This window comes from Xanthomonas campestris pv. phormiicola (genome assembly GCA_025666215.1).
Taxonomy (GTDB): domain Bacteria; phylum Pseudomonadota; class Gammaproteobacteria; order Xanthomonadales; family Xanthomonadaceae; genus Xanthomonas_A; species Xanthomonas_A campestris_A.
Window position 1 is genome coordinate 4,526,527 of sequence record CP102593.1, and the last position, 22,468, is coordinate 4,548,994.

Sequence of the window (22,468 nt, forward strand, 5' to 3'; positions counted from 1 at the left end):
CAAAATATATATACAAATCAATTATTTATAAGCCCCCCCCCCCCCCCCCCAAAGGATCACTCCATGAGGCCTGGATCGACTACGAGCTTGGGATGCTTTTTCCTAGAGATGCGAGAGCGTGCCATGCTCGTTCGCCTGCCTTAACATGACGGACGTCAAGTGGAAGGATCGGTATGGCGTACGACTACAAGAGGCTCATTAACCCTGAGCGGGCTCTGATCTTTCGGATCTTGCATCGGGACAACTTGACCTGGGCACTTGACAACGGACTCCATTGCGGCAATAGCTCAGTGCTTGCTCCGGGGTGGGTGAGCATTGGCAATCCCGATTTGATCACTAAGCGTAGCTCCCACCCGGTCTCAATTGCGCCGGGAGGATTCCTGAACGACTACGTGCCCTTCTATTTCACTCCGTTCTCGCCAATGCTCCGCAATATCAGCACAGGTTGGGGAGGCGTACCAAGACGGCCCAATGAAGAAATCGTGATCCTGGCATCAAGTTTGCTCAGGGTAGCCGCTGACGGGCTTCGCTGGGCGTTTACCGACATGCACGCTTACTATAGGTGGGCGACCTACTACAATGACCTTGGCAGCCTCAGTAAAATCGATTGGCCTCTTTTGCAGCGACGTGATTTCAAGCGTGACCCCGACGACCCCGCTAAGTTCGAGCGCTACCAAGCGGAAGCTCTGGTCCACCGCCACATGCCCCTCTCATCGCTGACAGGCATTGCATGCTACACAGCACAAATGCAACAGGTCATTGAACAGCAAGTGCATAGCCGCGGCCTCAATTTCCCTGTTAAAGCACTACCTAGTTGGTATTTCTCATGATCAAGTTCACACAAGGCAACCTACTGGAGGTTCCCGCAGAGGCCCTCGTCAATACAGTGAACACTGTTGGAGTGATGGGGAAAGGCATCGCCCTCATGTTCAAGGAGCGTTTTCCAGAAAATTTCCGTCGCTATGCAGCTGCGTGCAAAGCAGGGGATGTACATGTGGGCAAGATGTTTGTCACGGAGGTGTCAGAGCTAGACGGCCCCCGTTGGGTAGTGAATTTCCCTACCAAGCAGCATTGGAGAGCGGCATCACGATTGGAGTGGATAACGGAGGGTTTACAAGAACTTCGTCACTTTCTAATCGAAAACAAAGTCAAGTCCGTAGCGATACCTCCGCTGGGCGCAGGAAATGGTGGACTGGAATGGGCTCTCGTACGGCCTCAGATTGAGGCGGCGCTGGGTGATCTCAGCTTGGATGTCCTAGTGTTCGAGCCAACTTCTAAATACCAGAACGTCGCCAAGCGCGCCGGTGTGGAGAAACTAACCCCAACTCGGGCGCTCATCGCGGAGTTGGTGCGGCGTTACTGGGTTCTTGGTATGGATTGCAGTTTGCTTGAGATCCAAAAGTTGGCATGGTTTCTTGAGAGAGCAGTCGGCCGACTCATGCCGGGGAAAGATCTGGAACTGCATTTCGTCGCACACAAGTATGGTCCGTACGCGAATCGGCTGGATCATCTATTGAACAACTTAGACGGGAGCTACCTGCACTGCGATAAGCGCATCAGCGATGCCGATCCCTTCGACGTCATCTGGTTCGACGAGAGCAGGAAGGATTTCCTTCAGGCTTATCTTCGCTCTGAGGCCAAGTCATATGTGCCTGCTCTCGAGGCAACTGCTCAGCTGATTGATGGATTTGAGTCGCCATTCGGCATGGAGCTGCTAGCGAGCGTGGACTGGCTCCTTTTCAAAGAAGGTGTTGAGCCCACCGTTCCCGCCGTCAGGGCAGGGTTGAAGAACTGGCAGGAAGGTAGTGGGGCCGCTGAGAGAAAAAATCGGCTCTTTGATGATCAAGCACTTAGTTTCGCGCTTGAACGTCTTCAGTTGAAAAAAGAAATGCACGCTCTAATGTGAGTATGGAGTCCGACCACGTTACGTGGTCGGCGCCATAATTTAGGCAGTAAATACTTTATTTTTGTGCAGCATTCCCAGAACTTTTTTGCTTCTTCCGGCCACTTTTCCCCGCAGAAAATCACGTTCGTCGCAACTTACCAAGTTGAAGCACAGAGTCAGATATGTGCTCAGCGCTCTCTCTTTATGTTAGACTTATGGGTCTAGCCAATTTGCCTCGACCTAAGACGAGCAAGCAATATTCGAGAGTTAGCGCCATGTTGTCCTTACCGCCACCCCATACCTACGCCCGCCTATTTGGGCTAGCCAGTCTGCGAAGAGCGGGATCGGCTTCACTTCTGCGTGCACTCTTTACAATAGCAGACAACATCCAGCTATTTTTCATGCTTATGGTGGGCCCACCAGGATTCGAACCTGGAACCAAAGGATTATGAGTCCTCTGCTCTAACCGTTGAGCTATAGGCCCGGACGCGTCCGGAGCGGACGGGCCGATGCGTCGGCCGCCGGCTTGGCGCCTCTGGCGTGCATGCAGAGGAAGGCGCCGAGGCGGGCGTGAGTTTAGCGTCCGGGGTGGTGTCGTGTCTTCCCGGGCTGTCGATGCGCGTGCAGCCGCTGACTCGCATGCGTGTTGGCTACCCAGGGCGAACGGCAAGGCGGCGCTTGATTGGGATGCCCCCGGCAATCCGCAATGGAAGAGCATCAGCTCCGATGGTGAGCCGGGAAAGCCCGTCGGGACTGAAGTCCCTCCCACAACAGCCTGCTTTTCCACAACAGCGCCGCATCGACGGCCGATGCGACGCCGCTAGCCGCGCAAGCGCCCTCCCCTCAATCCTCCAACCCCAACACCAGCACCCCCAGCGGCGGGATGGTCAGCGACAGCGAGGCCGGGTGGCCATGGGCGCCGACGTTCTCGGTGCGCACGCTGCCGCCGTTGCCGGTGTTGCTGCCGCCGTAGATCTCGGCGTCGGAGTTCAGCAGTTCGCGCCAGCGGCCGCCGCGGGGGACGCCGATGCGGTAGCCGTGGTGCACCAGCGGGGTGAGGTTGGCCACCACCAGCAGCGGGGCGTCGCTGCCCTGGGCGGTGCGCAGGTAGGCGAACAGGCTGTTGCCGGCGTCGTCGCCGATGACCCAGGCGAAGCCGTCGGGGGTGTCGTCGCGGGCGTGCAGTGCGGGGTGTTCGGCGTACAGGCGGTTGAGGTCGCGGACCAGGCGCTGGACGCCGCGGTGGCGCGGGTCGTCGAGCAGGTGCCAGGGCAGCGCGGCGTCGTGGTTCCACTCGGTGGGCTGGGCGATTTCGCAGCCCATGAACAGCAACTTGCGCCCGGGGTGGGTGTACATGTAGCCCAGGTAGGCGCGCAGGTTGGCGAAGCGCTGCCAGTCGTCGCCGGGCATGCGCCCGAGCAGGGAGCGTTTGCCGTGCACTACTTCGTCGTGGGAGATCGGCAGCATGAAGCGCTCGGAATACGCGTAGACCATGCTGAAGGTCAGTTCGCCGTGGTGGTAGCGGCGGTAGATGGGGTCCAGTTCGATGTAGTGCAGGCTGTCGTGCATCCAGCCCATGTTCCACTTGTAGTTGAAGCCCAAACCACCGTGCGCCAGGTCGGCGGTGACGCCCGGCCAGGCGGTGGATTCTTCGGCGATGGTGATGGCGCCCGGCGCGTGTTCGGCGACGACCTGGTTGAGCCGGCGCAGGAAGGCGATGGTCTCGTAGTTCTCGCGGCCGCCGTGGATGTTGGGCACCCACTCGCCGGCATCGCGACTGTAGTCGCGGTAGAGCATGGAGGCCACGGCATCCACGCGCAGGCCGTCGACGTGGTAGCGCTGCAGGAATTCCAGGGCGCTGGCGATCAGGAAGCCGGAGACTTCGCGCCGGCCATGGTTGTAGATGAGCGTGTTCCAGTCGCGGTGGAAGCCTTCGCGCGGGTCGGCGTGTTCGTACAGCGAGGTGCCGTCGAAATGGGCCAGGCCGTGCGCGTCGGTGGGGAAATGCGCCGGCACCCAGTCGACGATGACGCCGATGTCCTCGCGGTGGCAGCGGTCGACGAAGCGGGCGAAGCCGTCGGGCGAGCCGAAGCGCGCGGTGGGCGCGAACAGGCCCAGCGGCTGGTAGCCCCAGGAGCCGCCGAACGGGTGTTCGGTGACCGGCATCAGTTCGATATGGGTGAAGCCCATGTCGGCCACGTAGGGAATCAGGCGGTCGGCCAGCGCATCCCAGTCGAGCATGCTGCCGTCGTCGGCATGCATCCACGAGCCGGCGTGGATCTCGTACACGCTCAATGGCGCGTTCGGGCTGTGGCGGCGCGCGCGCGATGCCATCCAGGCGTCGTCGCGCCACTGGTACGGGGTGGGATCGGCCACGATCGAGGCGGTGCCGGGCGCCAGTTCGGCGCGGCGCGCGACCGGGTCGGCCTTGGCCGGCAGGTCTTCGCCGCGCGGGCCGCGCAGCGCGTACTTGTAGTGCGCGCCCACGTCGACGCCGGGCACGAACAGTTCCCACACGCCGGCCTGGTGACGCAGCCGCATCGGGTGGCGGCGCGCGTCCCAGCTGTTGAAATCGCCGATCACCGCGGCGCGCGTGGCGTTCGGCGCCCACACCGCGAAACGGGTGCCGCGCACGCCATCGACTTCAACGGCGTTCGCGCCCAGCGCATCGGCCAGCTGCAAATGGTGGCCTTCGCTGATCAGGTGCAGGTCGAAATCGCTGAGCTGCGGGCCGAAGGCGTAGGCGTCCTCGGTGACCTGCTCGCCGCCGGGCCAGCGGATGCGCAGGCGGTAGCGTCCGTCGTCGGGCAGCGGCGCGGAGAAGAAACCGGGGCTGGGGCCTTCCTGCAGCGGCACCTCGCGGCCGTCCTCGAGCACTGCCGCCACGGCTTCGGCGCCGGGCAGGTAGCTGCGCAGCACGCGCGTGTCGCCGATGCGGTGCGCACCGAGCACGGCGAACGGGTCGCCGTGGCGGGCATTGGCGAACGCGCGCAGCGTCGCCTCGTCCCAGGTGTGGCCGACATCACTCATCGCATCGCCTCCTGTGGCGCGGGAAAGCGGTCGAGTATGCGCAGCAGTCCCTGTATCGGCACCATGATCCAGGCCGGGCGGTTGGCGGCCTCGTAGCGAATTTCATAACTGGCCTTCTCGATCAGGAACAACAGGGTGGTGGTCTCGAAGGCGGCTGGCGCCACCCACGGATGCGGGCTGGCGTCGAGCACCTGGCGGTAGGCGGCCAGGAAGGTGGCGCTGGCGCGGCTGCGGAACGCGGACAGGAAGGCGTCCAGCGCGGTGTCCAGGCCGACGCCGGCGCGTGCGGCGGTGCCTTCTTCGCCCCGTGCCGACACTTCGCTGGCGTAGTCGAGCGAGCGCAGGAAGCCGGCCACGTCGTGCAGCGGGCTGGCCTTGGCGCGGCGTTCGTCCAGCGACTTGGCCGGTTCGCCTTCGAAGTCGATCAGCACCACATCGTCGAACGCGACCAGGATCTGGCCGAGGTGGAAATCGCCGTGCACGCGGGTCAGCAGCGCGCCGTCGAGCAGGGCCGGCGCCTGTTGCAACCAGGCGTCCAGGCGCGGACGTTCGGCCAGCAACGCGTCCATCGCGGCGCGCTCGGCGCCATCCTCGCTGCCGTCGCGATGCGCGGACAAGGTGTCCCACATCGCCTGCACTTCGTGCTCCACACCCGCAACGACCTGCCGCGCGGCTGCGGCATCCACCGGCTGCGGCGCGAACGCGGCGGCATCGGTCGGCTGGGCCAGCACGTCGTGCAGCTCGGCCAGGCGCCGGCCGACGACGGCGGCGAAGGCGTCGTAGCCGGCCACGCTCTCGTCGCGCGCGGCCTCGTCCTGGGCGGCGGCGTATTCCTCTGCGCCGCGCGCCAGGTGATCCAGGGTCCAGCGCCAGGCGTCGCCCTGGTTGCGCACGAAGCCCTGCAGCAAGGCCAGGGTGGTTTCCACGCCCTGCGCATCGACCCGGGTGACGTGGCCGAACAAGGGCGCGGCGTTGGCGTAGCCGATCTCGGTCAGCCGCGCGCCGAGTTCGATCTCGGGATTGGCCCCGGCGGAAACGCGGCGCAGCAGTTTGAACACCGCCTTGTCGCCGACGATCAGCGAGCTGTTGCTCTGCTCGGCCGACAGCCAGCGGATCTCGGCATCGTCGGCGATCTCGACCGCGGCCAGCGCCGGCGTCGGGCAGAAGCGGATCTGTTCGGGCGCGGCATCGGCACCGGCATGGGTCTCGCCCTGGACCGACAGCACCGCGCCCTCGCGCAATGCGGCAAGCGTGGTGCGGGTCAGCGATTTCAGCGCGAAGCCGTCGGTCAGATAGCCGACTTCGCGACCGTGCCGCACCCGTGCCAGCGCCAGCTGTTCGGCCAGCACGCTGGGCTGTTCGCGGTCCCAGACGATGCCCAGCGGCAGCATGTAGCGTTCGTATTCGCCATGCTCCAGCTCCGCTTCGATCTCCAGCATGGTCAACGCGTCGGTGCCGGGCAGCGGGGTGCGGCGGGCGATGCGCACGCTGCGCAACGCGCGGTCCTTGGCCGCGAACCAGCGCCGCGTGGACAGCCACGCCGGCAGGATGTCGCGCTCCAGCGTGCCCAGGTGCGGCAGCAGCGCATCGGCATCGACCGCGCCGCGCAGCACAAGGGTCTGGTAGTCGGGCAGCGGCATCGGCGCGGGCACGTGCCAGTCCGGCAGCGTGGCGTTGCCGACCAGCTGGAACGCGTAGAAGCCGAACGCCGGCACGGTGAGCAGGTAGGTCAGGCGCCCGATCGGCGGGAAGCTGCCGCCGCCGATGATGTCCACCGGCACCCGGCCTTCGAACTCGGACAGGTCCAGCTCCACCGCCTGCAGCGTGTGCGAGAGGTTGGCCACGCACAGCACGGTCTCGTCCTCGTGGCAGCGCAGGTAGGCGAGCAGGCGGCGGTTGCCCGGATACAGGAAGCGCAGCGTGCCGCGGCCGAAGGCGCGATAGCGCTTGCGCACCGACAGGATGCGCCGAGTCCAGGTCAGCAACGAATGCTGGTCGCGCTGCTGCGCCTCGACGTTGACCGCCTGGAAGCCGTACAGCGGATCCATGATCGGCGGCAGCACCAGCGCGGCCGGGTCGGCACGCGAGAAGCCGCCGTTGCGGTCGATCGACCACTGCATCGGCGTGCGCACGCCGTCGCGGTCGCCGAGGTGGATATTGTCGCCCATGCCGATCTCGTCGCCGTAGTACAGCACCGGCGTGCCGGGCATGCTCAGCAGCAAGGAGGTCATCAGTTCGATGCGGCGGCGGTCGCGCTCCAGCAGCGGCGCCAGGCGCCGGCGAATCCCTAAGTTGATGCGCGCGCGACGGTCGGCGGCATAGGTCTGCCACAGGTAGTCGCGCTCGGAGTCGGTGACCATTTCCAGGGTCAGCTCGTCGTGGTTGCGCAGGAAGATCGCCCACTGGCAGCTCTCCGGGATTTCCGGGGTCTGGCGCATGATGTCGGTGATCGGGAAACGGTCTTCGCGCGCGATGGCCATGTACATGCGCGGCATCAGCGGGAAATGGAACGCCATGTGGCATTCGTCGGCGTTCTCGCCGAAATACTGCTGGGTGTCTTCCGGCCACATGTTGGCCTCGGCCAGCAGCATGCGGTCCGGATACTCGGCGTCCAGCGTGGCGCGGATGCGGCGCAGGATGGCGTGGGTCTCGGGCAGGTTCTCGTTGGAGGTGCCGTCGCGCTCGATCAGGTACGGCACCGCGTCCAGGCGCAGCCCGTCCACGCCCAGGTCGAGCCAGAAGCGCATCACTTCCAGCACCGCTTCCAGCACGGCCGGGTTGTCGAAGTTCAGGTCGGGCTGGTGCGAGTAGAAGCGATGCCAGAAGTATTGCCCGGCGACCGGATCCCAGGTCCAGTTGGAGTTCTCGGTGTCGCAGAAGATGATGCGGGTGCCGGCGTAGTCCTGGTCGCTGTCGGACCACACGTAGAAGTCGCGCTCCGGCGAGCCGGCCGGCGCGTTGCGCGCGCGCTGGAACCAGGAATGCTGGTCGGAGGTGTGGTTGATCACCAGTTCGGTGACGATGCGGATGCCGCGCGCGTGCGCCTGCGCGACCAGCCGTTCGAAGTCGGCGATGCTGCCGTAGTCCGGATGCACCGCCATGTACTCGGCGATGTCGTAGCCGTCGTCGCGGCGCGGGCTGGGATAGAACGGCAGCAGCCAGATGGTGTCCACGCCGAGGTCGGCGATGTAGTCGAGTTTGGAGATCAGGCCGGGGAAATCGCCGATGCCGTCGTCGTTGGAATCGAAGAACGACTTCACGTGCACCTGGTAGATGATCGCGTCCTTGTACCAGAGCGCGTCGCGCACCAGCGGGCTTGCCTCGCTGTCGGCGGACAATGGAACTGCAGCATTCATGAAGTGGCTCCGGCGCGGATACGCCATAGGGAAAACGGCCGCGAGGGATCGAGGCGAATGGTTTGCAGCTTGCCGTGCCAGGCGAATTCATGGCCATCCCACAGGTCCTGCACGGCGACGCTGGCGTGGTCGGGCAGGCCCAGTTCCCACAGCGGCACTTCGATCTGCGCCTCCTGCGCGGCGTGCGGATCCAGGCTGATCGCCACCAGCACCAGGCTGCGGCTGCGCGCCAGGTGCGCCTCGTCGAGGAACTTGCCGAAGTACAGCACCTGGTCGTTGTGCGCGAGGTAGAAGCGCGTGCCCAGGTGCGACTGCAGTTCCGGATGCTGGCGGCGCAGCAGGTTGAGGCGGGTGATCTCGTCGACGATGTCGCCGGGTGCGCGCTCGGGCCACACACGCAGCTGGTACTTCTCCGAATCCAGGTATTCCTCCTTGCCCGGCGCCAGCGGCGTGGCCTCGCACAACTCGAAGCCCTGGTACATGCCCCACAGGCCCGACAGCGTGGTCGCCAGCGCGGCGCGGATCAGGTGGCCGCCGCGGCCGCTCTGCTGCAGGAACACCGGGTTGATGTCCGGCGTGTTGACGAAGAAATGCGGGCGGAAGCATTCGCGCGGCGTGCCGGTGTTGAGCTCTTCGATGTAGGCCTGCAGCTCGGCCTTGTGCTGGCGCCAGGTGAAGTAGGTGTAGGACTGCGAGAAGCCGACCTTGGCCAGCCGGTACATCGGCTTGGGCCGGGTGAAGGCTTCGGACAGGAACACGACTTGCGGATGGCGCCCGCGCACTTCGGCGATCAGCCATTCCCAGAACGGGAACGGCTTGGTGTGTGGGTTGTCGACGCGGAACAGGTTGACGCCTTCGTTGACCCAGAACAGCACCGCGTCGCGCAACGCGTTCCACAGTTCGGGCACCGCGCCGCTGGCGTAGAAATCGACGTTGACGATGTCCTGGTATTTCTTCGGCGGATTCTCCGCGTACGGGATCGAGCCGTCGGCACGCCAGGTGAACCAGTCCGGATGCTCGCGCAGCCAAGGATGGTCCGGCGCGCACTGGATCGCGAAATCCAGTGCCAGTTCCAGGCCCTGCGCGGCGGCGGCGGCGCGCAGCCGGCGGAAGCCGTCCAGCCCGCCGAGTTCGGCGTGCACCTCGGTGTGCCCGCCTTCGGCCGAGCCGATCGCGTACGGGCTGCCGGGTTCGCCGGGTTGCGCGGTGACCGCGTTGTTGCGGCCCTTGCGGTTCTTCTCGCCGATCGGGTGGATCGGTGGCATGTACAGCACGTCGAAGCCCATCGCGCGGATGTGCGGCAGGCGCTGGATGACGTCGTCGAAGGTGCCATGGCGCGCGAGGTCGCCGCTCTGCGACCGCGGGAACAGCTCGTACCAGCTGGAGAAATGCGCGCCCCGGCGCTCGGCCTCGACGCGGAAGGTCATCGGGTATTCGGTGCGGAACGGCTTGTCGTCGGCGCGCGCCATCGCTTCGGCGGTGCCGGGTTCCAGCAGGATCTCCGCGCGGGCGGCGGGATCCTCGCTGCGGGTGATCCGGGCGAGGATCGCCTTCAGCCGCGCGTTCAAGGCGCCGCGGCTGCGCGCGCGTGCCTCCTCCACCTGGGCCAGCGCCTCCTGCACGTCCACCGGCAGCAGCGTGCCGGCGGCGCGCTTCTTTTCCAGGTCGGCATGGGTGGTGGCGAAGATGTCGCGCCAGGCTTCGATGCGGAATTCGTAACGACCTAGCCGCTCCAGCGGGAACTCGCCGCGCCAGCGGTCGTTGCCCAGCGCGCGCATCGGCGCAGTGGACCAGGTGCGCGCATCTCCGGCGCGCCACAGCAACGCCACTGCGATGCGGTCGTGGCCGTCGCAGAACGCGTCGGCTTCCACGCAGATGCGGTCGCCGACGGTGCGCTTGACCGGGAAGCGGCCGTCGTCCACCGAGGGCGTCACCGCTTCGATGCAGATCCGCGCCGCAGCGGCGGCGACATCGGCCGGCGTGCGGGCGCGAGCGGCGGCCAGCACCGGACGCGCCGGCACGCTGCGATAGACGCGCACTTCGCCCGCTTCCAGGGTGCCGCCCTGGTCGCCCTGGATCGGCTCGCCCTGATCGCTGAGCAAGCTTTCGCTGTCGCCGAGCAGGCGCAGCAGCGCCGATCCCGGTACCGGCAGCAGGTGGTCGCGGTCGCTATTGAGCAGCACCAGCCACGGCGCGGCGCCGAGCGGTTCCACGGCGATTGCGGTCAACGCGCCATCGCGCAGCAATGGGCGCAAGCGCAGATCTTGTCCGGCAGCGGCCGGGATGGCCGGCGCGGCATCGGCATCGGCATCGGTGTCGGCCGGCGCTGGCAAGGCGGTGAGTTCGGCGATCGCCCATGCATCGCCGAACGCGGATGCCAGGCGGGCGCGTTGCGCGCGCTGCAACGGCGGCTGCGCTTCGGACGGCGCATCGGGATCGATGGTGGCGACGACGCGACGCGCCAGGCTGCGCAGCGCCACGTCTTCGTCGAAGAACCAGCTGCCGCGTCCGTCCCACCAGGCCAGCGACGAGAACGCCGCATCGAAGCCGGCGCCCTGCAGCCCGCGTAAGGACTCCAGGCCCAGGCCAGGCGTCCAGGCCAGGAATTTCGCGTCGGGCACGTCCGCCTGCACACCGGCGATCAAGCTGCGCCACAGCGTGGCCGGCACGCGCTGCGGCTGCAGCACGCGGAATCCGGCCACGCCGCTGCGCAGCCAGTCGCGCACACGCACGCTCCACCACTGCGCCAGGCCCGCGCCCTCTTCGGCGTAGGCGAAGCGGCCCTGGGCGATGTCCGGCGTGCCGCGCTGGGTGCGCGGATCCGGCAGCGCCGAGGTGCGCGCGCGGAACCAGTGCGGATGTTGCTGCAGCAGGCCGCTGCCGCCGCCGATCTCGTCGATGCGCAGATCGACCAACAGGTTCAGGCCGTGCTTCTGCGCCAGCGCCAGCCACTGCTGCAGCTGTGCGGTGCCGGCGGCATCGTCGCTGGCCGGATCCGTCAGCCGCCCTTGCGGGTCCTGCGCGAACGGATTGGGCAGTACGACATGATCGCAACCATTGGCCTGCGCGGCGGCCATGGCCGTCTCCAGCGTGGCCGCGTCGTGCGTAAGGGGGGACAGCAGGCAGACATGCATTCGGATATCCCGTTCGGCGTAATGAGGAGTGCACGATCCAGACCGCAGCGATCGCCATCGGCGGCACGGATCGGCCGTCGCACAAGACGGAGACGGAATGCACCTGCACGATGTGCCGCATCCGCAATCGGATTCGACGCCGGGGCGCCAATGCCGCTCGATGCCATGCGACTGGCCCCACAAGACCACAGGGGATGCCAATGGAATGTGTTCATGGCATTAAATAAACGCATACGCCGGCTGGCCGCGGACGCTCGCCAAGCGGCCGTGCGCAGCGCGCGCGGCTCCGCGGCGCGGGGTTTGCGCAGGAATCTTCACTGCGGGCGCAGCGCTGCCGACGCCTTGACGTCATCGTCCGTTCACGCGCTTACGACGGCTTGCAGACGCGGGTGGGCATCTTCGCTAAGCGCGAAGACGCTGGCGTGACGCCGATTGCCGCCATGTTTCGGGCAGCTCGGCGTCGCGGCAACCGCTGCCGCGACGCTACAGCGCTCGCTCTATTCGCTCATCGAATACGCGCGCTCGGCCCCACCCGCGGCCCACGCCGTGTTCGGCTCCGCCTGCAGGGTGAAGCGCAGCTCGCCGCCGGCCATGATCTCCTCGTGGCGCAGGAACGCGCGGTCCAGCGGGCGGCCGTTGAGGGTGACGCTGCCGATGTAGGGATGCGCGTCGTCCAGGCCGTCGGCGACGATACTGAAGCGCTTGCCGTTGGGCAGCGCCAGGGTGGCGTGCGGCAGGAACGGGCGGCCGATGATGTACTGGTTGCTGGCGGGCGCCACCGGGTAGAAGCCCAGCGCGGTGAACACATACCACGCCGACATCTGCCCCAGGTCGTCGTTGCCGGCCAGGCCGTCGGGACGCGCCGCGTACTGGCTGCGCATGATCTGCTGCAGCCGCGCCTGGGTGCGCCACGGCTGCCCGGCGTACGCATACAGATAGGCGACGTGGTGGCTGGGTTCGTTGCCGTGCGCGTACCAGCCGATCAGCCCGGTGATGTCTTCCATGTGTTCGAACACCTTGGGATCGACCTTGGCCTCGAACACCTGGTCCAGCCGTGCCAGCAGTTTGTCTTCGCCGCCGTGCGCGCGGGCCAGGCCGGCCACGTCCTGCGGCACGTACCAGGAATACTGCCAGGCGTTGCCTTCGGTGTAGTCGCTGCCGTAGCCGCTGGCGCTGGGATCGAACGGTTCGCGGAAGCTGCCGTCGCGCTTGCGCGCACGCATGAAGCCAGTGCTGGCGTCGAAGGCGTGCTGCCAGTTGCCGGCGCGCTTGCCGAATTCGCTGGCCACCTCGCTGCGCCCCATCGCCTGCGCCATGCGTGCGATGGTCCAGTCGTCGAACGCGTACTCCAGGGTCTTGGACGCGGCCTCGCCTTCCTCGTCGATCGGCACGTAGCCCAGTTCGCGGTACTGGGCGATGCCGTCGTACGGGCCGTAGTCGGCGCTGGCGACCATGGCCTCCAGCGCGGCGCTGGTGTCGTAGCCGCGGATGCCCTTCATGTAGGCATCGGCGATCACCGGCACGGCGTGGTAGCCGATCATGCACCAGGTCTCCAGGCCCTGGAACGACCACACCGGCAGCACGCCGTACGGGCTGTTCTTGCGGTGCGCGAGCAGCGAATTGACGATGTCGTTGGTGCGCTGTGGCGGCTGCACCAGGGTCAGCAACGGATGCAGCGCGCGGTAGGTATCCCACAGCGAGAACGTCGAATAGTTGGTGTAGCCCGTGGCCTGGTGCACGGCGTTGTCCGGCCCGCGATAGCGGCCGTCGCTGTCCATGAACAGGGTCGGGCCGAGCAGGCTGTGGTACAGCGCGGTGTAGAACTGGGTGCGCTGCGGCGGCGGCGCGTCCACTTCCACGGCACCCAAGGCCTGCGCCCACTGCGCGCGCGCGGCGCGGCGCACGCCGTCGAAGTTCCAGCCCGGCACCTCGGCGTCGAGGTTGGCGATGGCGCTGTCCTCGCTGACCGGCGAGATCGACACCTTCACCAGCAGCGGCTCGCGCGTGGCCTGGCCGAAGTCGAAGCTGGCCACCAGCTGGCGGCCTTCGATCTGCGCGCGCTGCGCCGGATCGTTGTCGCCCGGTGGCGGAAAGCCCTTGTAGGGGATGTCCTGCTCGGTGTTGTGCAAGGCATGGCCGCGCAGCGGCTGCGAGAAGCGCAGCGCGAAGTACAGCTGCCGCCCCGGCGCCCAGCCACGGGTTTCGCGGAAGCCGGTGACGGTACCGTCGGCGCGCACGCGCAGCCGCGACCAGCTGATCTTGCCCGGGTAGTCGTACAGGCTGGTGCGCAGGTCCAGCAGCACGTGCGCCGGCTGGCCCATGGGGAAGGTGTAGCGGTGCACGCCGGCGCGCGCGCTGGCGGTGAGTTCGGCGCGCACCTTGTAGTCGTCCAGGGTCACCGCGTAGTAGCCGGGCTCGGCGCGTTCGTCGTCGTGGCGGAAGCGCGAGCTGTAGCCGCTGCCGGGTGTGTCCGGATCGCCGCGCTCCAGCCGCACCGCGCCGCTGATCGGCATCAGCAGCACGTCGCCTAGGTCGGAATGGCCGGTGCCGGAGAAGTGGGTGTGCGAGAAGCCGACCAGGCTGCGGTCGTCGTAGCGGTAGCCGGCGGCCCAGCCGTAGGCGTCCTTGCGCGGCTGGATGCGCGTGTCCGGGCTCAGCTGGACCATGCCGAACGGCACCGTGGCGCCGGGATAGGTATGGCCTTCGCCGCCGGTGCCGATGAACGGGTCCACCGCGGCGACGGCGCGCTCACCGGGGCTGGCGGCACTGGCCAGGGCCTGCTTGGTGGCGGCGTGCGCCGCCGGCCAGACGGCGGCGAGCAGCAGCGCGACGGCCGCGCGCTGAGTCCAGGTGTTGGGCATTGCCTGTTTCCCCGGTCGAATCGGTCCAAGAAACGGATACCACAAAAGCCGTCCTGCATTTTGCTGCACTGCAAAATGCGTAGCGGATCACGACGGCGCAGGATGGGCGGCCTTTTGAACCGGTCTAATCGCCGTGCCGTCGTCCCCCGCCGACAAACGCGTCACCGTGTCCGACATCGCCGCCGCCTGCGGCGTGTCGCGGGCGACCGTGTCGCTGGTGCTGCGCAACAGCCCGCTGGTGCATGCGGACACGCGCGCGCGGGTGGCGGCGGAGATCGCGCGGCAGGGCTACGTCTACCACCGCGGCGCGGCCAGCCTGCGCGGGCGCGCCTCCAATGCGGTGGCGCTGGTGGTCAACGACCTGGCCAATCCGTTCTTCGCCGAATTCGCCGGCGGCGTGGACGCGGCGCTGGCCGAGGCCGGCTACGTGATGCTGATGGGCAGCACCGGCGAATCGCCGGAGCGCCAGCACAGCGTGCTGGCCTCGCTGATCGAACACCAGCCGGCGGCGCTGATCCTGTCGCCGACCGAGAACACCGACGCGGCACGGCTGCGCCAGTTGCTCGGCACGCGGCTGCCGGTGCTGCTGTTCAACCGCGCGCTGGACGGCGACTGGCCGCTGCTGGCGCTGGACAACCGCCGCGGCGCACGCCTGGCCACCGAGCACTTGCTGGCGCTGGGCCACCGCGCGATCGCGTTCTTCGGCGGCCACCGCCAGTCCAGTTCCTGCGCCGAACGCCGCGCCGGCTACTGCGACGCGCTGGCCGCCGCCGGCATCGCCGCCGATCCGGCGTGGCTGATCGAATGCGCGCCGACCCGGCTGGACGCCGCGCGCCAGGCCGGCGCGCTGTGCGTGCGCGATCCCTTGCCGACCGCGCTGGTCTGCTACAACGACGTGGTCGCGCTGGGCCTGGCCAGCGGCCTGGCCGAACGCGGCCGCCACGCCGGCCGCGACTATGCGCTGATCGGCTTCGACGACATCGCCGAAGCCGCCGTCGCCACCCCGCCGCTGTCCACCGTCGCGGTCGCCCCGCGCGAACGCGGCATGCAGGCCGCGCAGCTGGTGCTGGACGCGCTGCGCCAGCAACGGTCACTGCCTGCGCTTACCATCGCCCCGTCCCGGCTGTGCCTGCGCGCCAGCAGCCGGGTCGTCCTATCGTCCGTTCCCGGAGTCGCTGCATGAGCCGTCGTCCGCTGTCCAACACTGCCGCCATCGCGGTGGTCAGCATGATCTTCTTCACCTGGGGCGGGTTGACCAGCCTCAACGATGTGCTGATCCCGCATCTGAAAGCCGTGTTCCAGATGAACTACGCGCAGTCGATGCTGATCCAGTTCACCTTCTTCGGCGCGTACTTCCTGATGTCGCTGCCGGCCGGTGCGGTGGTGGCGCGGACCGGCTACAAGGCCAGCATCGTGATCGGCCTGGTGGTCGCGGCGATCGGCGCGGCGATGTTCTATCCGGCGGCGCGGCTGCCGTCGTATCCGCTGTTCCTGACCGCGCTGTTCGTGCTGGCCAGCGGCATCACCCTGCTGCAGGTGGCGGCCAATCCGTACATCAGCCTGATCGGCGAACCGAGCAAGGCGCCGAGCCGGCTGAACTTCGCGCAGGCGCTGAATTCGCTGGGCACCACCGTGTTCCCGCTGCTGATCGGCCCACTGATCCTGGCCACCGCGGTGCTGTCGGCCGACAAGATCGCGGCGATGAGCGCGCTCGAACAGGCGGCCTATCGCGGCGCGCAGGCGCAATCGGTGCAGGTGCCGTACCTGCTGCTGGCCGGCGGCCTGTTACTGCTGGCGGTGTTCGTGCTGGTGATGCGCATTCCCTCGCTGCGCGAAGACGATGCCGGCAGCGCCGAATCGCATCACAGCTTCGGCGATGCGCTGCGCCAGTCGCACCTGCTGTGGGGCGTGGTGGCGATCTTCATGTACGTCGGCGCGGAAGTGTCGATCGGCAGCTTCCTGATCAACTACATCTCCGGCCCGACCACCGGCGGCCTGACCGAAGCCACCGCCAGCCGCTACCTGGCGTTCTACTGGGGCGGCGCGATGGTCGGCCGCTTCGCCGGCGCCGCGCTGCTGCAGGTGATCCCGGCGCGCAAGCTGCTGGCCGCGTTCGCCGGCGTCGCCTCGCTGCTGCTGATCGTGACCATGATCAGCACCGGCCACGTGGCGATGTGGAGCGTGATCGCGATCGGCCTGTTCAACTCGATCATGTTCCCGACCATCTTCACCGTGGCCATCGAACGCCTGGGCCCGCTGACCAGCAAGGCCTCGAGCCTGCTGATCATGGGCATCGTCGGTGGCGCGCTGGTGCCGCTGGCGCAGGGCGCATTGGCCGACGTGGTCGGCATCCAGCACGCCTTCGTGATCCCGCTGCTGTGCTACGCCTACATCCTCTGGTACGGCCTGCGCGGCTCGCGGCTGTCGGCCAACCTGCCGGCCGAGGCGCCGGGCGCCAAGCCGGTGGCGCGCGCGATGCATTGATGCGCGAAACGGGCGCGGCGGCGCGTTGCCGCCGCGCCCTGCGCGTGCCCGTCCCTCCCCTTCCCCCACTCACATGGCTCCCAGCGACCGCATGAACCTGCCTGCCACGCCCCTGCCCGACTTCGCCGATGCCGCCGTGCTGCGCGCGCATATCGCCGACACCATGGCCTTCTACCATCCGCGCGCGATCGATCCGGCCGGCGGCTTCTTCCACTATTTCCGCGACGACGGAAGCGTGTACGACGCCGGCCACCGCCACCTGGTCAGCAGCACCCGCTTCGTCTTCAACTACGCGATGGCGGCGAACGAATTCGCCGATTCGCCGCTGGCCGCCGAGTACCTGGACGCCGCGCGCCACGGCCTGCGCTACCTGCGCGAGGTGCACCGCGATACCGCCAGCGGCGGCTACGTGTGGACCCTGCGCGACGGCGTCGCCGAGGACCGCACCCAGCACGCCTACGGCGCCGCCTTCGTGCTGCTGGCCTATTCCACCGCGAAGAAGGCCGGCCTCGACACCGACGCGTGGATGGACGAGACCTGGCAGCTGCTGGAAACCCGCTACTGGGACGCCGCCGCCGGCCTGTACCGCGACGAGGCCACGCCGGAGTGGCAGTTCTCCAGCTACCGCGGGCAGAACGCCAACATGCACCTGTGCGAGGCGCTGATCGCCGCCTACGAGGCCAACACCGAACCGCGCTACCTGCAGCGCGCGCTGCTGCTCGCCGACCACATCACCCGCCGCCAGGCCGCGCTGGCCGGCGGCCTGGTGTGGGAGCACTACGATGCGAACTGGCAGGTGGACTGGGACTACAACCGCGACAATCCCAAGCACCTGTTCCGGCCATGGGGCTTCCAGCCCGGCCACCAGGTGGAGTGGTCGAAGCTGCTGGTGCTGCTGCAAGGGCATCTGCAGGCCGCCGAGGGCAGCGCGCCGGACTGGCTGCTGCGGACCGCCCGCCACCTGTTCGACACCGCGCTGGCGCACGGCTGGGACGCGCAATACGGCGGCATCGTCTATGGCTTCGCCTCCGGCAGCGAGGACGCGCCGGTGGTCGGCGTGCCCGACGTGGCGCGCCACCCGACCTACTTCTGCGACGACGACAAGTATTTCTGGGTGCAGGCCGAAGCGATCGCCGCCGCCGCGCGGCTGCTGGCCGCCAGCGGCGATGCGTCCTACCGCAGCGCCTACGACAGGCTGTGGGCGTATTCGTGGGAGCACCTGGTCGACCACCGCTACGGCGCCTGGTTCCGCATCCTCAGCCGCGACAACCGCAGCTACAGCGACGAGAAGAGCCCGGCCGGCAAGACCGACTACCACACCATGGGCGCCTGCCACGACGTGCTGGCGGTGATGCGCGGCAGCAAGGCGTTCGCGTAGGCGGATAGCGCGGAGATGCACTGTGGGAGCGACTTCAGTCGCGACGAGGCTTTACTGGGAATGCCCGTCGCGACTGAAGTCGCTCCCACAAGGGGTGGCTGACTGCTGACATGACAGCGCATGGCTGCGGCATGCACCGCCACCATGCGCAACATCACCAACGCCACGCCCACAAAAAAGCCCCGCACCTGGCGGGGCTTTTCGTTGCCGCGAACCGCGCTCGATCAGTCGATATCGAGGAAGCTGCGCAGCTGCTCGGAACGGCTCGGGTGACGCAGCTTGCGCAACGCCTTGGCCTCTATCTGGCGGATGCGCTCGCGGGTGACATCGAACTGCTTGCCGACTTCCTCGAGGGTGTGGTCGGTGTTCATGTCGATGCCGAAGCGCATGCGCAGCACCTTGGCCTCGCGCGGGGTCAACCCGGCGAGCACGTCGCGCACGGTCTCGGACAGGTTGATGTTGGTGGTGTTCTCGATCGGGGACTCCACGTTGGTGTCCTCGATGAAGTCGCCCAGATGCGAATCCTCGTCGTCGCCGATCGGGGTTTCCATCGAGATCGGCTCCTTGGCGATCTTCATCACCTTGCGGATCTTGTCCTCCGGCATGTCCATTTCCTTGGCCAGCTCCTCCGGCGTGGCCTCGCGGCCGTACTGCTGGAGCATCTGCCGGGAAATGCGGTTCAACTTGTTGATCGTCTCGATCATGTGCACCGGGATGCGGATGGTGCGCGCCTGGTCGGCGATCGAACGGGTGATGGCCTGGCGGATCCACCAGGTCGCATACGTGGAGAACTTGTAGCCGCGACGGTATTCGAACTTGTCCACCGCCTTCATCAGGCCGATGTTGCCTTCCTGGATCAGGTCGAGGAACTGCAGGCCGCGGTTGGTGTACTTCTTGGCGATCGAGATCACCAGGCGCAGGTTGGCCTCGACCATTTCCTTCTTGGCCTTGCGCGCCTTGGCTTCGCCATAGGCCATCGCCCGGCTGATTTCCTTCAGCTCGGTCAGGCTCAGGTAGGTCGCCTGCTCCACCGCCACGGTGGCTTCCTGCTCGGCGACGATCTGGTCCTTGACGTCGCGCAGCGCCGAGGACCACTTCTGCTTGCGCTTCAGGGCGTCGTCGACCCAGGCCACGTTGGTCTGGTTGCCTTCCCAGGAACGGATGAAGTCCTTGCGCGGCATCCGCGCCACGTGCGTGGCCAGGTGCAGCACGCGACGCTCGTGGTCCTTGACCTGGGCCATGGTGTCGCGCAGCTTGCGCACCAGCACGTCGGTCAGCGGCAGCGGCAGCTTCAAGGTGACGAACACCTCGGCGATGTCGGTGCGCAGCTTGGTGACCAGCTTGTGCTCGGCGCCGTTCTTGGCGTGCGCCTTCTTGAACTTGGCGTATTCGGTGGCCAGCACCTCCATGCGCCGCGCGACCTCGGCCGGGTCCGGACCGGTCGGGCCGGCCTCTTCCTCGGCGGCTTCGACTTCCTCGTCGTCGTCGTCGGCATCGGCATCGGCGGCATCGTCGTCGCTGGCGACCACCGCCGGCGGCACCGGCTCTTCCTCGATCAGGTCGTTGAAGCCGACCACGATCTCGGCCAGGCGCTTCTTGCCTTCCTTGTGCTGTTCGTAGTCCTCGAGCAGGGTCTCCACCGCCAGCGGGAACGCGCCCAGCGCGGCCTGGACCTGGCTGAGGCCTTCCTCGATGCGCTTGGCGATGGCGATTTCGCCTTCGCGGGTCAGCAGCTCGACCGTGCCCATCTCGCGCATGTACATGCGCACCGGGTCGGTGGTACGGCCACCTTCGGTGTCGAGCGCGGTCAGCGCCGCGGCGGCTTCTTCTGCCGCGGTGTCGTCGACTTCGCGGTTGCCGGTGTTGCCGTCGTTGAGCAGCAGGGTCTCGGCGTCGGGAGCGACTTCATGGACGTCGATGCCCATGCCGTTGATCATGCTGATGATGTCTTCGATCTGCTCCGGATCGACCAGGTCGTCGGGCAGATGGTCATTGACTTCGGCGTAGGTCAGATAGCCCTGTTCCAGGCCCTTGCTGATCAGTAGCTTGATGTCGGATTGCTGGGCAGGACGTTCGTTGGCCATGAGTGCTCGCGCCACCGGCAGGTAGATGAATGAGTGAACCTAGCATTATAACAGCCCGGACCGCCGCTTGCCGGACAAGGAGCGTGAATCGCTCCGCCAGGAGCGCCCCGGCTTAAGGCCGGAGCAGGAAAGTGACCGGGCCGTCGTTGACCAGGCTGACGATCATATGGGCACCGAAGCGCCCGCTTTCCACCCCTGGCGGGTGCCGCTCGCGGCAGATGTCCAGCAATCGGTTGAAGCCGCGTTCAGCCTCGGCCGGCGGCGCGGCGGTGGTGAAGCTGGGGCGCATCCCCGAACCGGTGTCCGCAGCCAGGGTGAACTGGCTGACCAGCAACAGGCCGCCGCCGGTGTCGCGCAGCGAGCGGTTCATGCGCCCGCTGGCGTCGGCGAACACGCGATAGCCGAGCAGGCGCTCGGCCATGCGCTGGAACTTGGCCTCGTCGTCGCCCGGCTCCACCGCGACCAGCGCCAGCAGGCCGGGACCGATACGGCCGACCACCGCATCGTCGACGCGGACTTCGGCTTGGCTGACGCGCTGGATCAGGGAGAGCATAGGCGGGACTCGGGACTCGGGACTCGGAAGCATCCGGGTTCGGTGGGGCGCTGTCACCCGCCGGGATCATGGCCGAATTGCAGCGACTGGCGAAAGCCGGGCCGTGCGCGACCGGGCCGATTCGTGACGCCGGGGCGGGCGGGTGCGGACGCGTCAACCTGACGCGATCGGCGCAGCGGATAAACTGGGGCGATGAAACCCGTAACGTTTGCGACTCTGCTGTACCGCTGCGCCACCGCCGTGGCGCGTCTGCCCTGGCCGTGGCTGCGGCGCCTGGCCGACGGCCTGGCCGGCCTGTGGCTGCGCCTGGACGCGCGCGAAAGCCGGGTCACCCGCCGCAACCTGGAGCTGGCCTATCCGGAGCTGCTGCCGAGCGAGCGCATCGCGCTGCACCGCGACGTGCTGCGCTCCACCGCGCGGCAGGCGTTCGAGACCCTGGTGCTGTGGACCCGGCCGCCGGCGCAGAACCTGGCGCGGCTGCGCCAGCGCAATGGACAGGACCTGTACGACGCCGCGCTGGCCTCCGGCCGCGGGGTGATCGTGGCCGCGCCGCACTTCGGCAACTGGGAGCTGCTCAACCAGTGGCTGGCCTCGCGCGGGGACATCGCCATCGTCTACCGCGCGCCGGCGTCAGACGTCGGCGACGCCTTCCTGCAGCTGGTGCGCAGCGGCGACAACGTGCGCCAGGTGCGCGCCGAGGGTCCGGCAGTGCGGCAGCTGTTCAAGGTGCTCAAGGACGGCGGTGCGGTCGGCATCCTGCCGGACCAGCAGCCCAAGGCCGGCGACGGCGTGTTCGCGCCGTTCTTCGGCGTGCCGGCGCTGACCATGACCCTGGTCAACCGGCTGGCCGAACGCACCGGCGCGATCGTGCTGTTCGCCTGGTGCGAGCGCGTCGGCAACGCACTGGAATTCGCGCTGCACGTGCAGCCTGCGCCGGCCGCGATCGCCGACCCGGATCCGCTGCGCGCCGCGACCGCGTTGAACGAGGGCGTGGAACGGGTGGCGCGCCGCGACCCGGCGCAGTACCAGTGGACCTACAAGCGCTACACGCTGCGTCCGGATCCGGCCGAAGCCAACCCCTACGCCACGGCCAGGCACCCGCACTAGCGGTGTCGCGCCTCCCGCGCAGCGGCTAGTCGTCGTGCGGGTCCGCCGGCGTGGCGAGGATGCGCTGGTAGAAGGCCAGATCCAGCCAGCGCCCGAACTTGAAGCCGGCCTCGCGCACGGTGCCGGCATGCACGAACCCCAATTGCTCGTGCAGCGCGATGCTGCCGGCGTTGCTGGCGTCGATGCCGCCCACCAGCACGTGCACGCCGCGTGCCTGCGCCGCCTCGACCAGGGCCAGCAGCAGGCGCCGCCCCAGGCCCTTGCCGCGATGGTCGCGGTGCACGTAGACCGAATGCTCGACGCTGTACTTGAACGCCGGCCAGGCGCGGAACGTGCCGTAGCTGGCGAAGCCGAGCAGGGTCCCGGCCGCATCCTCGACCCCGATCACCGGGAAACCGCCGGCACGCTTGGCCGCGAACCAGCCGGCCATGCTCTCCGGCGGACGCGGCCGGTAGTCGTACAGGGCGGTGGAATGCGCGATGGCCTCGTTGAATATCTCCAGGATCGCGGTGGCGTGGCGGTGTTCGGTGCATTCGACGAGATGCATGCGCGGCTCCTGGAAACGGGTCCTGCGTAGTAGAAATGAATCGCCCGCC

Annotated in this window: 13 protein-coding genes and 1 tRNA gene; 6 read left to right on the top strand and 8 right to left on the bottom strand. The window is 67.5% G+C overall.

The genetic code is table 11. The features are described from left to right. The first annotated feature begins 173 nt into the window (after window positions 1-173). Window positions 174-830, top strand: a complete 657-nt coding sequence (locus tag NRY95_19065) for a DUF4433 domain-containing protein (protein ID UYC15768.1) — start codon at window positions 174-176, stop codon at window positions 828-830. Further along, entirely contained in the window at window positions 827-1,906 is a 1,080-nt protein-coding gene (locus NRY95_19070; GenBank protein UYC15769.1) for a macro domain-containing protein, read from the top strand. Before NRY95_19065 ends, NRY95_19070 begins: the two co-directional genes overlap by 4 nt. A 387-nt stretch (window positions 1,907-2,293) precedes the next feature. On the opposite strand, the gene NRY95_19075 is transcribed toward NRY95_19070, so the two are convergent. The 5 genes from NRY95_19075 to NRY95_19095 form a co-directional block, all read right to left on the bottom strand. Further along, window positions 2,294-2,369, bottom strand: a tRNA-Ile gene (locus tag NRY95_19075). Between the two features lie 359 nt (window positions 2,370-2,728). Further along, the gene (gene glgB / locus NRY95_19080; GenBank protein UYC15770.1) at window positions 2,729-4,915 is read right to left on the bottom strand and encodes a 1,4-alpha-glucan branching protein GlgB; all 2,187 of its coding nucleotides are present in this window, start codon (window positions 4,913-4,915) and stop codon (window positions 2,729-2,731) included. Continuing rightward, on the bottom strand, window positions 4,912-8,271 hold the full coding sequence (gene treS / locus NRY95_19085) for a maltose alpha-D-glucosyltransferase (GenBank protein ID UYC15771.1): 3,360 nt from the start codon (window positions 8,269-8,271) through the stop codon (window positions 4,912-4,914). The genes glgB and treS overlap by 4 nt, the downstream gene beginning before the upstream one ends. Next, the gene (locus tag NRY95_19090; GenBank protein ID UYC15772.1) at window positions 8,268-11,405 is read right to left on the bottom strand and encodes a DUF3416 domain-containing protein; all 3,138 of its coding nucleotides are present in this window, start codon (window positions 11,403-11,405) and stop codon (window positions 8,268-8,270) included. Before NRY95_19090 ends, treS begins: the two co-directional genes overlap by 4 nt. Window positions 11,406-11,902: 497 nt before the next feature. After that, window positions 11,903-14,266, bottom strand: a complete 2,364-nt coding sequence (locus tag NRY95_19095) for a GH92 family glycosyl hydrolase (protein UYC15773.1) — start codon at window positions 14,264-14,266, stop codon at window positions 11,903-11,905. 133 nt (window positions 14,267-14,399) lie between these two features. Here NRY95_19095 and NRY95_19100 point away from each other — a divergent pair, with 133 nt between their 5' ends. From NRY95_19100 to NRY95_19110, 3 genes are all read left to right on the top strand, one after another. Then, entirely contained in the window at window positions 14,400-15,449 is a 1,050-nt protein-coding gene (locus tag NRY95_19100) for a LacI family DNA-binding transcriptional regulator (protein ID UYC15774.1), read from the top strand. After that, a complete protein-coding gene (locus NRY95_19105; protein ID UYC15775.1) occupies window positions 15,446-16,750 on the top strand; it encodes a sugar MFS transporter in 1,305 nt (434 codons plus the stop codon). Before NRY95_19100 ends, NRY95_19105 begins: the two co-directional genes overlap by 4 nt. Window positions 16,751-16,841: 91 nt before the next feature. Continuing rightward, complete coding sequence (locus NRY95_19110; GenBank protein UYC15776.1) at window positions 16,842-18,128, top strand: AGE family epimerase/isomerase; 1,287 nt, start codon at window positions 16,842-16,844, stop codon at window positions 18,126-18,128. 224 nt (window positions 18,129-18,352) lie between these two features. Here the strand turns inward: NRY95_19110 and rpoD are convergent, their stop codons facing one another. Next, window positions 18,353-20,212, bottom strand: coding sequence for an RNA polymerase sigma factor RpoD (gene rpoD, locus NRY95_19115; protein ID UYC15777.1), 1,860 nt, complete (start codon window positions 20,210-20,212; stop codon window positions 18,353-18,355). Window positions 20,213-20,324: 112 nt separating this feature from the next. Continuing rightward, window positions 20,325-20,765, bottom strand: coding sequence for a D-aminoacyl-tRNA deacylase (gene dtd / locus NRY95_19120; protein UYC15778.1), 441 nt, complete (start codon window positions 20,763-20,765; stop codon window positions 20,325-20,327). Window positions 20,766-20,957: 192 nt separating this feature from the next. On the opposite strand from dtd, the gene NRY95_19125 reads away from it, so the two are divergent. Next, a complete protein-coding gene (locus NRY95_19125) occupies window positions 20,958-21,872 on the top strand; it encodes a lauroyl acyltransferase (protein UYC15779.1) in 915 nt (304 codons plus the stop codon). 25 nt (window positions 21,873-21,897) lie between these two features. Here the strand turns inward: NRY95_19125 and NRY95_19130 are convergent, their stop codons facing one another. Beyond that, window positions 21,898-22,419: a GNAT family N-acetyltransferase gene (locus NRY95_19130; GenBank protein ID UYC15780.1), complete on the bottom strand. Its 522-nt coding sequence runs from the start codon at window positions 22,417-22,419 to the stop codon at window positions 21,898-21,900. Between the last annotated feature and the right edge of the window lie 49 nt (window positions 22,420-22,468).